General features: G+C 64.8%; 11 protein-coding genes. 9 read left to right on the plus strand and 2 right to left on the minus strand.

The features are described from left to right. Positions 1-154 precede the first annotated feature (154 nt). Together C7402_RS13640 and mmsB are read left to right on the plus strand one after the other, a co-directional pair. Positions 155-1,681: a CoA-acylating methylmalonate-semialdehyde dehydrogenase gene (locus C7402_RS13640; protein ID WP_112177023.1), complete on the plus strand. Its 1,527-nt coding sequence runs from the start codon at positions 155-157 to the stop codon at positions 1,679-1,681. Positions 1,682-1,733: 52 nt separating this feature from the next. Then, entirely contained in the window at positions 1,734-2,624 is an 891-nt protein-coding gene (mmsB, locus tag C7402_RS13645; RefSeq protein WP_116611036.1) for a 3-hydroxyisobutyrate dehydrogenase, read from the plus strand. A gap of 67 nt (positions 2,625-2,691) precedes the next feature. Here mmsB and C7402_RS13650 read toward each other — a convergent pair whose 3' ends face one another. Beyond that, positions 2,692-3,747 carry a phytoene/squalene synthase family protein gene (locus C7402_RS13650; protein ID WP_116611037.1) on the minus strand — a complete coding sequence of 352 codons (1,056 nt, stop codon included), beginning with the start codon at positions 3,745-3,747 and terminating at the stop codon, positions 2,692-2,694. Between the two features lie 71 nt (positions 3,748-3,818). Here C7402_RS13650 and C7402_RS13655 point away from each other — a divergent pair, with 71 nt between their 5' ends. The 3 genes from C7402_RS13655 (at position 3,819) to bamA (ending at position 7,735) form a co-directional block, all read left to right on the plus strand. Continuing rightward, positions 3,819-4,571, plus strand: a complete 753-nt coding sequence (locus C7402_RS13655) for a hypothetical protein (RefSeq protein WP_116611038.1) — start codon at positions 3,819-3,821, stop codon at positions 4,569-4,571. Between the two features lie 287 nt (positions 4,572-4,858). Next, positions 4,859-5,257, plus strand: coding sequence for a hypothetical protein (locus C7402_RS13660; RefSeq protein ID WP_116611039.1), 399 nt, complete (start codon positions 4,859-4,861; stop codon positions 5,255-5,257). Between the two features lie 162 nt (positions 5,258-5,419). After that, the gene (bamA, locus tag C7402_RS13665; RefSeq protein WP_116611040.1) at positions 5,420-7,735 is read left to right on the plus strand and encodes an outer membrane protein assembly factor BamA; all 2,316 of its coding nucleotides are present in this window, start codon (positions 5,420-5,422) and stop codon (positions 7,733-7,735) included. A 593-nt stretch (positions 7,736-8,328) separates the two neighbouring features. Here bamA and C7402_RS13670 read toward each other — a convergent pair. Beyond that, complete coding sequence (locus C7402_RS13670) at positions 8,329-9,279, minus strand: LysR substrate-binding domain-containing protein (protein ID WP_116611041.1); 951 nt, start codon at positions 9,277-9,279, stop codon at positions 8,329-8,331. 130 nt (positions 9,280-9,409) lie between these two features. On the opposite strand from C7402_RS13670, the gene C7402_RS13675 reads away from it, so the two are divergent. The 4 genes from C7402_RS13675 (at position 9,410) to C7402_RS13690 (ending at position 14,571) form a co-directional block, all read left to right on the plus strand. Beyond that, positions 9,410-10,585 carry a M20 aminoacylase family protein gene (locus tag C7402_RS13675; RefSeq protein WP_112177017.1) on the plus strand — a complete coding sequence of 392 codons (1,176 nt, stop codon included), beginning with the start codon at positions 9,410-9,412 and terminating at the stop codon, positions 10,583-10,585. A 71-nt stretch (positions 10,586-10,656) separates the two neighbouring features. After that, positions 10,657-11,982, plus strand: coding sequence for an MFS transporter (locus C7402_RS13680; protein WP_116611042.1), 1,326 nt, complete (start codon positions 10,657-10,659; stop codon positions 11,980-11,982). 259 nt (positions 11,983-12,241) lie between these two features. Then, complete coding sequence (locus C7402_RS13685; protein ID WP_133254490.1) at positions 12,242-12,562, plus strand: hypothetical protein; 321 nt, start codon at positions 12,242-12,244, stop codon at positions 12,560-12,562. A gap of 359 nt (positions 12,563-12,921) precedes the next feature. Beyond that, entirely contained in the window at positions 12,922-14,571 is a 1,650-nt protein-coding gene (locus C7402_RS13690; RefSeq protein ID WP_116611072.1) for an efflux RND transporter periplasmic adaptor subunit, read from the plus strand. Positions 14,572-14,574: the final 3 nt, after the last annotated feature.

The raw sequence follows: 14,574 nt of genomic DNA on the forward strand, positions 1-14,574 counted from the left end.
CGACTTTCGTTCCCTCGCACGCCTCCATTCCTGTGACGCACGCCGCGCCTGTCTTCGTGTGCAGGCGCTCGTGCGCGCCGCCATTGAAGATTTCGGTTATTCCGTTTTGTCCGGCCCAGGCCGGCCCGTTCGAATCCATCAGGGAGAGTTCAAGATGAATGCAGTGACCCAGGCATCCAATGCTCATGTCTCGACCGTCAAGCTTCTGATCGACGGCGAGTTCGTGGAGTCCAAAACCAGCGAATGGCGCGACATCGTCAACCCGGCCACCCAGGAAGTGCTGGCGCGCGTGCCGTTCGCGACCGTCGAGGAAGTGGACCGCGCCGTGAAGGCCGCGCACGCTGCGTTCGCGACGTGGAAGAACACGTCCATCGGCACGCGTCTGCGCATCATGCTCAAGTTGCAGGCGCTGATTCGCGAGAACATGCCGCGCATCGCGCAGACGCTCACCGCCGAGCAGGGCAAGACGCTGCCCGACGCCGAAGGCGACATCTTCCGCGGCCTCGAAGTGGTCGAGCACGCGTGCTCGATCGGCACGCTCCAACAGGGCGGCTTTGCCGAGAACGTGGCGGGCGGCGTGGACACCTACACGCTGCAACAGCCGCTGGGCGTGTGCGCCGGCATCACGCCGTTCAATTTCCCGGCCATGATTCCGCTGTGGATGTTCCCGATGGCGATCGTGTGCGGCAACACCTTCGTGCTCAAGCCTTCGGAGCAGGACCCGCTTTCGACGATGCAACTCGTTGAGCTCGCAATCGAAGCCGGCATTCCGAAGGGTGTGCTCAACGTGGTGCACGGCGGCAAGGAAGTCGTCGACGCGATCTGCACGCACGAACATGTGAAGGCCATTTCGTTCGTCGGCTCGACCGCCGTGGGCACGCACGTCTACCGTCTGGGCAGCGAGCACGGCAAGCGCGTGCAGTCGATGATGGGCGCGAAGAACCACGCTGTCGTGCTGCCCGATGCAAATCGCGAGCAGGCGCTCAACGCGCTGGTCGGCGCGGCGTTCGGCGCGGCGGGCCAGCGCTGCATGGCGACGTCGGTGGCCGTGTTCGTGGGCTCCGCGCAGCAGTGGGTGGACGAACTCGTGGAAAAGGCGAAAACGCTCAAGGTCAACGCGGGCCACGAACCGAAGACGGACGTCGGGCCCGTGGTTTCGCGCACGGCGAAGACGCGTATTCTCAGCCTGATCGAATCGGGCGTGAAGCAGGGCGCGACGCTTGCGCTCGACGGCCGCGACGTGAAGGTGCCGGGCTACGAGAGCGGCAACTTCGTCGGCCCCACGGTGTTCACGGACGTGAAGACCGACATGGACATCTACACGAACGAGATCTTCGGGCCGGTGCTCGTGGTGCTCACGGCGAACACGCTCGACGAGGCCATCGCGCTCGTCAACGCGAATCCGTTCGGCAACGGCGTGGGCCTCTTCACGCAAAGCGGCGCGGCGGCGCGCAAGTTCCAGAGCGAAATCGACATCGGCCAGGTCGGCATCAACATTCCGATTCCGGTGCCGGTGCCGTATTTCAGCTTCACGGGCTCGCGCGGCTCGAAGCTCGGCGACCTTGGGCCCTACGGCAAGCAGGTCGTGCAGTTCTACACGCAGACCAAGACGGTCACGGCGCGCTGGTTCGACGACGCGACCGTGAGCGATGGCGTGAACACCACGATCAGCCTGCGCTGAGATACGGCCCTGATGAAGATTTGGGATCCTGAACAATAACGGAGACAGGCGCATGAAAATCGGATTCATCGGGTTGGGCCACATGGGCGCGCCGATGGCGCTCAATCTGCTCAAGGCGGGACATGCGGTGTCGGTGTTCGACCTGAGCGCAAGCGCCATGCAGGCGCTCGCCGATGCGGGCGCGCAGAAGGCCGCGTCGGCGAAGGCGGCGGCGAGCGGCGCCGAGTGCGTCATCACCATGCTGCCCGCGGCCGCGCACGTGCACAGCGCGCTCACCGCCGAGGACGGCGTGTTCGCGGGCATCGCGAAGGGCGTGACGATCATCGATTCGAGCACGATCGACCCGGCGAGCGTGAAGGCGTTCGCGAAGCTGGCCGCGGCTCAGGGCAACGCGTTCGTCGACGCGCCCGTTTCGGGCGGCACGGGCGGCGCGGCGGCGGGCACGCTCACGTTCATGGTGGGCGGCAGCGCGGCGGACTACGAGAGCGTGAAGCCCGTGCTCACGGGCATGGGCAAGAACATCGTCCATTGCGGCGAGACGGGCACGGGGCAGGTCGCGAAGATCTGCAACAACCTCGTGCTGGGCATCACGATGGCGGGCGTGGCCGAGGCGATGGCGCTGGGTGAGTCGCTCGGCATCGACCCCAAGGTGCTGGGCGGCATCATGAACACGTCCACGGGGCGCTGCTGGAGTTCGGACACGTATAACCCGTTCCCCGGCGTGATCGAGACCGCGCCTTCCACGCGTGGCTATACGGGCGGCTTCGGCACCGATCTCATGCTCAAGGATCTCGGCCTCGCCACCGACGCCGCGAAGGGCGTGCATCAGCCCGCCTACATGGGCGCGCTCGCGCAGCAGCTTTACCAGGCCATGAGCAGCCGTGGCGACGGCAAGCTCGACTTTTCCGCGATCATCAAGCTCTATCGCGGCGAAAAGGGCTGAGTGTCGTTGTGAGTCGCACAAGGCGCGCCGCGTGGCGCGCCTTTTTTATGGGCGCGTGCTCAGTCGCTCAGGCCTTCAGGCGCACCTCGATGCGCGTGATCAGGCGTTTGAACCAGACACCGAGCAGTGCGTTTGAAGGCGCGAGCGCCGTCGAGCAGGCCAGGATGCGGTAGACGTCGTTGCGCGTGACCTTGGAGGTTTTCGCGGGATCGAGCCAGTCGTGGTTGTCCACGAGCCGATCGAGCGTTTCGAGGCCGATCAGGATGGGCCAGAGGCACGCGAGCCGCAGGCGCACCGAAAGGCGCGGCAGCGCGAACGTATAGTCGATGGCCGCGCGGAAGTGATCGAGCGCGATGCGCACGAGTTCGAGCATGATCGGCCGGGCGCGTGCGGAGGCGCCGGGCTGCATCAGATCCGGCGCGCTGAGACCGGCCTGGGCCAGCATCGAGGCGGGCAGGTAGCAGCGCCCGATACGCAGGTCCTTGCCGCAGTCGCGCAGCACGTTCACCATCTGCAAGGCCTTGCCGAAGCGGATGCCGCGCGCGTGCATGGTTTGCTCCAGCGCGGGCGCGAGCGTGCCGGGCAGATGCATGTAAGTCATCTTCGTCCAGAACTCGCCCACGCAGCCCGCCACGAGGTACGTATAGCGGTCCAGTTCGTCCCACGTGTGCAGCGCGGCCACCTGGCCCGAGCGCTCGTCGGGGAAGGTGCGCAGATCGAATTCCATGCCCTCGGTGAGCGTCGTGACGATCTCGCGTACGGCCTGGCGGTCGGCGTCGTCGAGTTGCGCGAGCACGTCGAGCGCGCCGCCCAGCGACTCGAGCAGCAATTTCTCGTCCGATTGCGTTTGCTGGCCCGCGACCTCGCCCGCGAGATCGGCGAGCAAGCTGTCGTCGTTCGTCGTGCCGTTCACGCGCTCGCGCAGCGCGAGCAGCAGCGCGAGCCGCCGTGGTGGCGGAATGAGCGCGGTGTCGGCGATGGTGTCGGCGGCGCGCGCGAGCAGATAGGCTTCGCCCACCGGGTCGCGCATGCCGCCGGGCAGCACGCGCATGGTGAGGTAGAACGAACGGGAAACGCCTTTGAGCAACGGGCCCAGAAGGAAGGCCCGGGTAGAATTCTGCATGTTGGATAGAGGCAGCGAGGGACGGATCGGACGCAACCGCATTGTATCGTGGACGAGGGAGACGAGGCCCGGTGAGACCCGAACGCGCGTTCTACGACCTCCAGGTGCGCTTCGCGCGCGCGGCGGCGCGCCTGGCGGACATGCCGCTTGGCGCGGCGCTGCTCGATTGCACGAACCTGTACGTGCGCTTTGGCGCGGGGCGGGGTTTCGACGCCGCGCATCCCCTCTGGGAAGCCTATCTCAGCGGCATCAACAGGTATGCAAGCGAGGCCGGGCAGTGCGAGTGGACCTGGCGCCATGTGCAGCGCTGCCAGGCGAACGAGACGCACCGGGCGGGCCCGGCGGTCGTGGCAACGTTCGGCTGCTTTTCTTACGCGCGCGAGCCGCACGGCGGCCTGCGCCTGCACTTCAACGCCCAGGCCGACAACGGCCTGTCGCCGCTAGACATCCGGCGCTTCGACGCGCGGCGCGACGAACTGCGCCGCCTGATCGATCAATTGCGCGCGCATCTGCATGAGAGCGGCGACGCGTCGCGCGACCCGCTTGTGCACGGCACATCGTGGCTTTACAACCTGCCGGCGTATCGGCGGCTCTTTCCTGCTGTGTATGTGGCAAGCGCGCAACCGGTGGCCCGTTTGCGCGCGCTTTCGCTCTGGGGGCAATTTCTCGACCGTCATGGGTGTGTCCGCAAGGACAGCGCTGCGAAGTTGCTCGCCCAGGCCGAACGCGAACGCGATTTTGCTCGCCTCGTGCAGTGCTTTCCTGTGCAAGCGCTTGCGGTGCATGCCCCCGTTTCGGCGTTTCGTGCGGATTTCACCGTGTAGCGCGCCGCTGTCGAAGCGGCACAGTGTCAGGAAACTTGTCTGCTTATCGAAAGCACGCGTAACCGCTCCGGTTACGAAAAATTTTCACGTCATCGCATTCATCGGACCGAAGGCCGCCGGTCGTAAGCCGCTTCACGTGCGTACGGCATTAGCCGCGCGCGCCCGAAGCGTCAGCATTCCACCCGCACGCAATATTGATGAAAGTAATTCGTGTAACGCGTGGGTAACGCCCGCGCCGCGCCCGCGGCACTAGACTCCGCCGATGCATTTGTCACGGAGCGCTGCTCATGTCTTCGTCCCCGGCTCTCGCCATTCATTCCCTGCACGATTTCGAGCTGACTGCGGACGGCCAGTATCTGATGGTGAACGGCAATCAGCCGAACAGCGTCGCGCTGCATTGCTCGGTGATGCACGAACTGCTCGCGGCGCTCTCGAACGCGATTGGCCGCTCCGAGCGCATTCGCCAGAAAGCCGCAAGCGTGAAATTCACCATGCCTTGTGAGGCCTGGGAGATCGGCCGCGAATCGGGCGACGTGCCGCATCTCGTCGTGAGCTTTCGCTTGCCGGGCGGCGCCGAACTGTCGTTCCGGCTGCATCCCGCGCAAGCGGCTCACATGACCGAGGTGATGTCGTTCGCCACGGGGCTGGCGAAATTGCGCCGCCCCGGCGGCGTCAGCATGCAATAGGCGCGGATCGTTCGCCGCGCGTTCAGCCGCATTTGTTGCACTCCTGCTTCCGTGGCTGATGCCGCGCAGCCGGGCTGCGCAGCTTGCGCGGCGGTTGCGTCGGCGTTATTCGCTGGTTTCCATCGTTGGTCTCACTCGTTGGCCTCACATTCAACCTCCCGCATGACGGCATCAACTCACACCGCGCGCTACGCCCGCGCGCTGACCTTCGCCGGGCTTGGCCTCGGCGTGAGCGCGGCGGCGCACGCCACCGAGCCCTTCGTGGTCCAGGACATCCGCATCGACGGGCTCACGCGCATCGAGCCGGGCACCGTGTTCGCGTATCTGCCGATCAAGCAGGGCGACACTTTCACCGACGATAAGGCCTCCGATGCAATTCGCGCGCTCTATGCCACGGGCTTCTTCAGCGACGTGAGAATATCCGCGCAAGGCCGCACGGTGGTCGTGCAGGTGCAGGAGCGTCCCGCCATCGGCACGATCGACTTCGCGGGCATTCACGAGTTCGACAAGGACAATCTCACGAAGGCGCTCAAGTCGGTCGGCCTGGCGCCTGGGCAAAGCTTCGACAAGGCGCTCGTCGACAAGGCGGAGCAGGAGCTCAAGCGCCAGTACCTCACGCGCGGCTACTACGCGGCCGAAGTCACCACGACGGTCACGCCGATCGACCGCGACCGCGTGGGCCTGCTGTTCTCGGTTGTCGAGGGGCCGAGCGCGAAGATTCGCCAGATCAACTTCATCGGCAACAGCACGTTCAGCGAGGGCACACTGCTGGACGAAATGCAGCTTTCCACGCCGAACTGGTTCTCGTGGTACACGAAGAACGATCTCTACTCTAAGGAAAAGCTCACCGGCGACCTGGAGAACGTGCGCTCGTACTATCTCGACCGCGGTTACCTGGAATTCAATATCGATTCGACGCAGGTATCGCTTTCGCCCGACAAGAAGGACATGTACCTCACGGTCGGGATACACGAAGGCGAGCCCTATACGATTTCGAGCGTCAAGATGGCCGGCAATCTGCTCGACCGCGAAGCGGAGTTGCGAAAGCTTGTCGGCATCAAGCCGGGGCAGCGGTTTTCGGCGCAGAAGCTCAAGGACACGACCAAGGCGATCGTCGACAAGCTCGGCGAATACGGTTACGCGTTCGCCACCGTGAACGCATTGCCCGAAATCGACCAGAAGGATCACACGGTCGCGCTCACGCTGCAAGTGGACCCGAGCCGCCGCGTGTACGTGCGCCACGTGAACATCACCGGCAACACGCGCACGCGCGACGAAGTGATTCGCCGTGAAATGCGCCAGCTCGAAAGCGCGTGGTTCGACTCGAACCGCCTCGCGCTTTCGAAGGACCGCATCAACCGGCTCGGCTACTTCACCGACGTCGACGTGACCACGGTGCCCGTGGAGGGCACCCAGGACGAAGTGGATGTGAACGTGAAGGTGGCCGAGAAGCCCACCGGCACGCTGTCACTCGGCGTGGGCTATGGCTCGGGTGAGGGGCCCATCATCTCGGCGGGCATTTCGCAGGACAACGTGTTCGGCTCGGGCAACAGCCTCTCGCTCAACGTGAATACGGCCTCGACGTATCGCACGCTCTCGGTGACGCAGGTCGATCCGTATTTCACCGTGGACGGTATCAAGCGCATTACCGATGTCTATTACCGCACGACCGAGCCGCTTTACTATTCGAGCACCAACGACACGAGCTTTCGCATCATTTCGTACGGTGCGGATATGAAGTTCGGCATTCCGTTTTCCGAAACGGACATGGTGTACTTTGGTCTTGGCATCGAGCAGGATCGTCTCGACATCGACGCGAACACGCCGCAGACCTACAAGGATTATGTCAACGATTTCGGGCGTGTTTCGAATACGGTGCCGCTCACGGTGGGCTGGTCGCGCGACAACCGCGACAGCGCATTGGTGCCGAGCCGCGGTTATTACGCCCAGGCGAATGCCGAATACGGGACGCCGGCGGGAACGCAGTACTACAAGGCAGATGCACAAATGCAGTACTACTATTCATTCGCGCGCGGCTTCGTGCTGGGGTTTAACTTCCAGGGCGGCTATGGCAATGGTCTTGACGGCAAGCCTTATCCGATCTTCAAGAACTACTATGCGGGCGGCATCGGCTCGGTGCGTGGCTACGAGTCCGGTTCGCTCGGCCCGCGCGATGCCACGACCAACGATCCGATCGGTGGCTCGAAAATGGTGGTCGGTAATATCGAGCTGACGTTTCCGCTGCCCGGTACGGGGTACGACCGCACGCTGCGTGTGTTTACGTTCGTCGATGGCGGCAACGTCTGGGGCTCGGAGGGCAGCAGCACTGGCGCGAACGGTCTGCGTTACAGCTATGGCGCGGGTCTGGAGTGGATCTCGCCGATCGGGCCGCTCAAGCTCGACTTGGGTTTCCCGATCGTGAAACATGCGGGTGACCAGTATCAGAAGTTTCAGTTTCAGATTGGGACGTCGTTCTAGGTGGTTGTTTGAGGCTTGAATCGTGGTTTTTTGGGCTTTCGTGTTTCCTTGTTTTCGTGTCGGTCTGCCAGCGTTGCCCCTGTGCGGGGCGGCACCTACTTTTCTTTGCAGCGGCAAAGAAAAGTAGGCAAAAGAAAGCCGCTCAAACCGCTAGTGCCGGCCACCGTTCACCCCGCGCCACCCCAGATAGTGGCTCCGGAGCGTCTGTCATCTCGCACCTTTGAACGTAGTGACAAGGCAGTCATACTTCCCGCTGCTCGCTTCGCGCGCTGCGGAAAGATCCGCAAGGGAAACCCGCCTTGCTTCACGCGGGGTTGGTGGTTTTGGTTATGCCCTTCGGGGCGCGTAGCGCCACCGGAAGGATGAGCCCTTTGTCACTACCGATGAAGGTGCGAGGTGACAGACGCTCCGGAGCCACTGACAAATACGGTGCGGGGTGAACGGTGGCTGGCGCTAGCGGTGTGAGCGGCTTTCTTTTGCCTACTTTTCTTTGCCGCTGCAAAGAAAAGTAGGTGCCGCCCCGCACAGGGGCAACGCTGGCATACCGACACGAAAACAAGAAAACACGAAATCACCAGCAATCCAAACAAAACTCAAATCAACAATTCGAGCGAATGATAAAGCCGCCGCCGCTCGAGGTTCTCCGAGGCCTCGCCGGCGTGAATCGCCTCCTTGAGGCAGTCGAGAAAGCACTCGGCAGCGGCCGATAGCGGCACACCACGCCGCGCGACCACGCTCACCACCGTCCGATCCACTTCCTCATGGAGCGTGAGCGCTCGCAGGTTCTCCCGCGCAAAGCGCGTCTCCACGAGCGGCCACGGAAAGATACTCACCATGTCCGTATTCATGATAAGCCCCATAGCCACCACGAACGAGTGCGCGAGGTGCACGTTGTGCGGTAGCGGCAGGCCGTGGCGGCGGAACACATCGTCGGCGATCATGTCCTTGCTCGCGGGGTCCCAGTTGAGCAACCATTCGCAATCCTGAAGTTCGCGCAGCGACTGGGCGTGCGAGAGCGGGTGGTCCTTGCGCACGACCACGGCCGATTCCGTGGCGAAGATCGGCGTTTGCGTGAACTCGGCATGCAGCGAGGCGGGGCCGGGCTTGCCCAGCGAGAAGTCGAGCGAGCCGTCGCGCAGGCGCGGCATCACGATGTTGAGCAAGCCTTCGTAGAACTCCAGTTGCATCTCGGGCATGCGCTCGCGAAACTGCGTGACGGCGTCGGGCAGGAAGGAGAGCGCGAGCCACGGCGTCACGCCGATCGCGAGCTTGCCGCCACCGCGCCCACGCCGCGCGTCGAGTTCGTCCTGGGCACGCGACATCTGGTGCACGATCAGCCGCGCATGCACGAGCAGCGCCTGGCCCGCTTCCGTGAACGCAATGCCGTTCGCGTTGCGCGTGACGAGCGCGATCTGCTGCTCGGCTTCCAGTTCGCGCACCGCCTTGGTTGCCGCCGCGGGCGAGATGCCGAGCTGACGCGCGGCCGCCCGAATGCTGCCGGTATCGGCCATGGCGACGAGCGCCCGGAACTGGTGGAACTTCATAAGGGATAACCCGAGTGCGCACTTCTGGTTGGCGGGCCAACCATTTTAGGGCTGTCCGTGTAAAAGCGACGTCATTATCCTCAAGCGATTCGGCAATCCCGCATATTGCCTTTTGCTCTGGAGACGATGCATGAACACGATGGCAATCCCGGCCGCAATCGCCGCGATCGAAGAAGAGATGATCGCGCTGCGCCACGAGATCCACGCGCACCCCGAACTGGGCTTCGAAGAGTTCGTCACGAGCGACCTCGTCGCGCAGCGGCTCAAGGAATGGGGCTACGAGGTGCATCGCGGTTTGGGCGGCACGGGCGTCGTGGGCACGCTCAAGGTGGGCGACGGCGCGCGCCGTCTCGGCCTGCGCGCCGACATGGACGCGCTGCCCATTCAGGAGGCCACCGGCCTCGACTACGAGAGCCGCATTCCCGGCAAGATGCACGCGTGCGGCCACGATGGTCACACCGCCATGCTGCTCGCGGCGGCGAAGCATCTTGCGCAGTCGCGCAACTTCAACGGCACGCTGCATCTGCTGTTCCAGCCCGCCGAGGAAGGTCTGGGCGGCGCGAAGCGCATGCTCGACGAAGGCCTGTTCGAGCGTTTTCCCTGCGATGCGGTTTTCGCGATGCACAACATGCCCGGCTTTCCCACGGGCAAGCTCGGTTTTCGCGCGGGGCCGTTCATGGCGTCGTCGGACACCGTCATCATCGACATCGACGGGCGCGGCGGCCATGGCGCGGTGCCGCACAAGGCGATCGACCCGGTCGTGGTGTGCGCGAACGTCGTGCTCGCCTTGCAGACCATCGTGTCGCGCAACGTGCCGCCGCTCGACATGGCGATCGTCACCGTGGGCGCGATCCATTCGGGCGACGCTCCCAACGTGATTCCGCAAACCGCGCAAATGCGGCTCTCGGTGCGCGCGCTGCGCCCCGAAGTGCGCGACCTGTTGCAGGAGCGCATCACGGCGCTCGTGCACGCGCAGGCAAGCGCTTATGGCGCGACGGCCCGCATCGACTACCAGCGCCGCTATCCGGTGCTCGTGAACGACGAGGCCATGACCGCGTTCGCGCAGGAGGTCGCGCGCGACTGGCTGGGCGACGAAGGCCTGATCCACAACATGGACCCGCTCACCGGCAGCGAGGACTTTTCGTTCCTGCTGGAGCGCTGCCCCGGCAGCTACCTCATCATCGGCAACGGCGACGGGGAGGGCGGTTGCATGGTGCACAACCCCGGTTACGACTTCAACGACGATTGCCTCGCCACGGGCGCGGCCTACTGGGTGCAACTCGCCGAGCGTTTCCTGCGCGGCTGACGGTTGCAACCCGCGCATCCGCGCTTCGCCACGGATTCATACGCTACGAGAGAGACACGAGGAGACACACGATGAACGCCAGCTCGATACAGGCGCAAGCCGCGGCGGCCCCCATACCCACGCGCCGTTCGCGCGCGAAGGCGATCTTTGCGATCACGCTCGGCAACGGGCTGGAGTTCTTCGACTTTACCGTCTACAGCTTCTTCGCCTCGATCATCGGCTCGCTGTATTTTCCGGTGCACGGGTCGCTGAACCAGTTGATGCTCGCCGTGGGTAGCTTCGGCGTGGGCTTCGTGGTGCGCCCGATAGGCGGCGTGGTGATCGGCGCGTTCGCCGACCGCGTGGGCCGCAAGGCCGCCATGACGCTCACGCTCTGGCTCATGGCGCTCGGCTCGGCGCTCATCGCGTTCGCGCCCACCTACGCGCAGATCGGCCTGGCCGCGCCCGCGCTGATCCTGTTCGCGCGTCTCGTGCAGGGCTTCGCGGTGGGCGGCGAAGTGGGCGCCGCGACCTCGCTGCTGCTCGAATACGCCGACGACCGCTCGCGCGGCTTCTATGGCAGCTGGCAGTTCGTGAGCCAGGGGCTCAACACGGTGTGCGGCGCGCTCCTCGGCGTGGCGCTCTCCACCACGCTCTCGCAGGCGGCGCTCGAAAGCTGGGGCTGGCGTGTGCCGTTCGTGATCGGCATGCTGGTCGTGCCCGTTGGCGTGTATATCCGCCGCCATCTCGACGAAACGCTTGCGCATCCCGTCGATGTGGAAGACACCGAGCCCGTGGCCGACATGGCGCGCCCGCTGCGCGAGATTTTCGGGCGTCACCGCACGGCGCTCGTGGCGGGCGTCGTCACGACGATCGGCGGCACGGCGGCGAACTATATCGTGCTGTTCTATATGTCGACCTACGCGATCAAGATTCTCGGTCTGCCGATGTCGGTCGGCATGAGCGCGGCGCTGGTCGCGGCGCTCGTCACGGCCGTGTGCTCGCCGTTCGCAGGCATGCTGTCCGACCGCCTGGGCCGCAAGTGGGTCATGGGCGTTTCGCGCGTGGCGCTGATCGCCGTGATCTATCCGGCATTCATGATCATTCACGCCGCGCCGTCCGTCGCGACGGTGCTCTCGGTCGTGGCCGTGCTCGGCGCGATCGTGGCGTTCACGGCGGTGCCCAACATCGTGATGCTGCCCGAACTCTTTCCTCAGTCGATTCGCGTGACGGGCATGTCCATCGTCTATTGCTTGGGTGTGTCGATCTTCGGCGGCTTCGCGCAGTTCTTCGCTACCTGGCTCATCAAGCTGCTCGACAACCCGCTCGCGCCCGCGTGGTATCTGATCGGCTGCGGGGCGGTCTCGCTGCTCGCGCTGCCGCTCATTCGCGAGCCGGCGGGCCGTCCGCTCGACTGAGCGCGGCCGTCGCGGGACCTCACGGCGCGACGCGGTGGCCGCTATGCACTCGCTATGCACTTTTAGCGCGGCCACCGCGTTTATTGATGAACCGTTTACGCCGCGCTGCCTAGAATCGGTTCGTGTCCCACTCAAGCGTGCCGCCCGAAAGGGTGGCGTTCGCACCACACGTATGCCGTCACTCGTCCCGCAAGGCTCGTCTTCCCGAGGTTCCCGCACTACCGCGGCTTCCGGCGCGACTTCCGAGGTGAAAGCCGCCGTGAAAGCCGCCCTGAATTCCCCCAAATCGCGTCCCATTCTTTCCCTGCGCAACGCGCGCCAACCCACGGCGCATCGCGCAACCGTGCAACTGGTCGTGCGCGTGCCGACGCGCGAAGCGCAACTCGCGCGATGCACGCTGCATGCGCTCGTTGGCGGCGCGCTCGGCGTGCATACGATCGACATCGATCGCCGCAGCGATCTCGCCTGCCTGCACGTCGAACTCGATCGCCGCCGCGTGGCCGAGGCCATGGCGTTGCTCATGCGCACGCTCTCGTGCGCGGAATTCGGCGCCATGCGCCGGCTCGAACGCGCCGCCTGAAATGTCGCCTGAAACGCCGCCTGACACGCTGCGGTCATGATTTTTTTGCAGCCGCCACATCGCGCTGGCGGCTGCATTTTTTTCCCTTCGTTTTCTCCCGCCACGCCGCGCTGACGAATAACGTTAGCGAACGATTCGTCATTCACCATTTCGGATATCGAAACGAATTGGCCGACTGTTGCCTGGCGCACGCAGACTGTCTCATCGCGTACAAATTTCCGGCCACACTGATTCTGCGTTGTCTCGAAAAACAGTAGTATCTGATCGAGCACCAAGTCAGTATTGCGATGAACGCCATCGCACGCGCGCCTGGCTTGGTTTCGTCGGTCCAGCGCAGATCGTCGATAACGGAGAAGAGCATGACACGCGGAAACCGGGTAGTCCGTCTGTGCCTGTCGTTGTGGATGTTCGCAGTGGTTGTGGGATGTAATGAAAACAAACCTGAGGCTGCGGCGCGCCCGGCGGCGAACGTCGACGTCATCAAAGTCGCACTGCGCGACGTGCCGGTGGTATTCGAGTACGTCGGGCAGACGCAAAGTTCGCAGCAGGTCGAAGTCCGCTCGCGCGTGAACGGCTTTTTGGAAAAGCGCGTGTATCAGGAAGGCACGCTGGTCCATCAGGGCGACGTCATGTTCGTCATGGACCGCAAGCCTTTCGAGGCCCAGCTCGATGCCGCGAAGGCCGAGCTGGCGCAGCAGAAGGCGCGGCTTCAAACCGCGCAGGCCAACCTGAACCGCGTGCGTCCGCTGGTCGCGAAGAACGCGTTGAGCCAGAAGGATCTCGACGATTCGGTCGGCCAGGAGCAGGCGGCCGCCGCCGCCGTGGAAGGCGCGCGCGCGAATGTCATTACCGCGTCGCTCAACCTGGGCTATACGACCATCGTCGCGCCCGTGACCGGGCTCTCCAGCTTCGCGAAGAAGCAGGACGGCTCGTATCTCGACGCAACCAATAGCCTGCTGACCTACGTCGCCAAGCTCGATCCCATGTGGATCAACTTCTCGCTCTCCGAGAACGAGATGCTCGATCTGCGCACGCAAACGCAGAACGGCACGCTCAAGCTGCCGCCGGTCGGCAAGCTCGAAGCGGTGATCGTGCTCGCCGACGGCAGCATCTATCCGCAACGCGGCCATATCTCGTTCACCGACGCCTCGCTCAGTTCGGAAACGGGCACGTACCTGATTCGCGCGGACATGCCCAACCCCACCGGGGCGCTGCGGCCGGGCCAGTTCGTGCGCATCAAGCTGCTGGGCGCGCAGCGCGCTTCCGCCGTGGCCGTGCCGCAGTCGGCGGTGCAGCAGGGCCCGCGCGGCGCGTATGTGTGGACCGTCGACAAGGACAACAAGGCGCAGCAGCGCGCCGTGGAGACCGGTGAGTGGAACGGCAATGCCTGGGTGATCAAGTCGGGCTTGCATGCGGGCGATCAGGTCGTCATCGACAATACGCTGCGGCTCATGCCCGGCGTGCCGGTCAAGGCGAATCTCGTGGCGACGCCCCCCGCGACCGTGAATCTCGGCGCGGCTGACGGCGGCGCAGGCGGCGCGGCGCAAGCGGGCGCGGCTGGCGCTTCCGGCGCGGCGGCGGCGAACGCGAATGCGCAAGCCGGCGCTCAGGCCGGCGCGCAAGCCAAGGCGGGCGCGAACGGTGCTCAAGCGGCCGCCGCTTCGGGCACGCCCGACGTGCTGGGCGAGCACACCGCGCTTTACTTCGCAACGGGCAGCGCGAGTCTCGACGCCCAGTCGGCGGATGCGCTCGCGGGCGTGGCGCGTCGTCTCGTCGACGAGCCGGGCGTGCGCGTGGTGATTTCCGGCTACACCGATTCGAGCGGCTCGCAGGCCGCGAACGCGCGCCTCGCCAAGGCGCGGGCGGAGACCGTGCGCGCCGCGCTGGTCGTGGCCGGCGTGAAAACCGAGCGCATCGAGATGCGCAAACCGGCGCAGATCGTCGCATCCGATCCGCCGGAGAAATCCCGCCGCGTGGACGTCACGTTCTCGCCCGCTGCGGGAGGCTGAACG

It is taken from the genome of Paraburkholderia unamae (assembly GCF_003096875.1).
Taxonomy (GTDB): Bacteria; Pseudomonadota; Gammaproteobacteria; order Burkholderiales; family Burkholderiaceae; genus Paraburkholderia; species Paraburkholderia unamae.

Coding starts and splice junctions, on each gene's coding strand:
- C7402_RS13670 (WP_116611041.1), bottom strand. CDS start 9,279: ATGAAGTTCCACCAGTTCCGGGCGCTCGTCGCCATGGCCGATACCGGC.
- C7402_RS13690 (WP_116611072.1), top strand. CDS start 12,922: ATGACACGCGGAAACCGGGTAGTCCGTCTGTGCCTGTCGTTGTGGATG.
- C7402_RS13660 (WP_116611039.1), top strand. CDS start 4,859: ATGTCTTCGTCCCCGGCTCTCGCCATTCATTCCCTGCACGATTTCGAG.
- C7402_RS13675 (WP_112177017.1), top strand. CDS start 9,410: ATGAACACGATGGCAATCCCGGCCGCAATCGCCGCGATCGAAGAAGAG.
- C7402_RS13640 (WP_112177023.1), top strand. CDS start 155: ATGAATGCAGTGACCCAGGCATCCAATGCTCATGTCTCGACCGTCAAG.
- mmsB (WP_116611036.1), top strand. CDS start 1,734: ATGAAAATCGGATTCATCGGGTTGGGCCACATGGGCGCGCCGATGGCG.
- C7402_RS13680 (WP_116611042.1), top strand. CDS start 10,657: ATGAACGCCAGCTCGATACAGGCGCAAGCCGCGGCGGCCCCCATACCC.
- bamA (WP_116611040.1), top strand. CDS start 5,420: ATGACGGCATCAACTCACACCGCGCGCTACGCCCGCGCGCTGACCTTC.
- C7402_RS13650 (WP_116611037.1), bottom strand. CDS start 3,747: ATGCAGAATTCTACCCGGGCCTTCCTTCTGGGCCCGTTGCTCAAAGGC.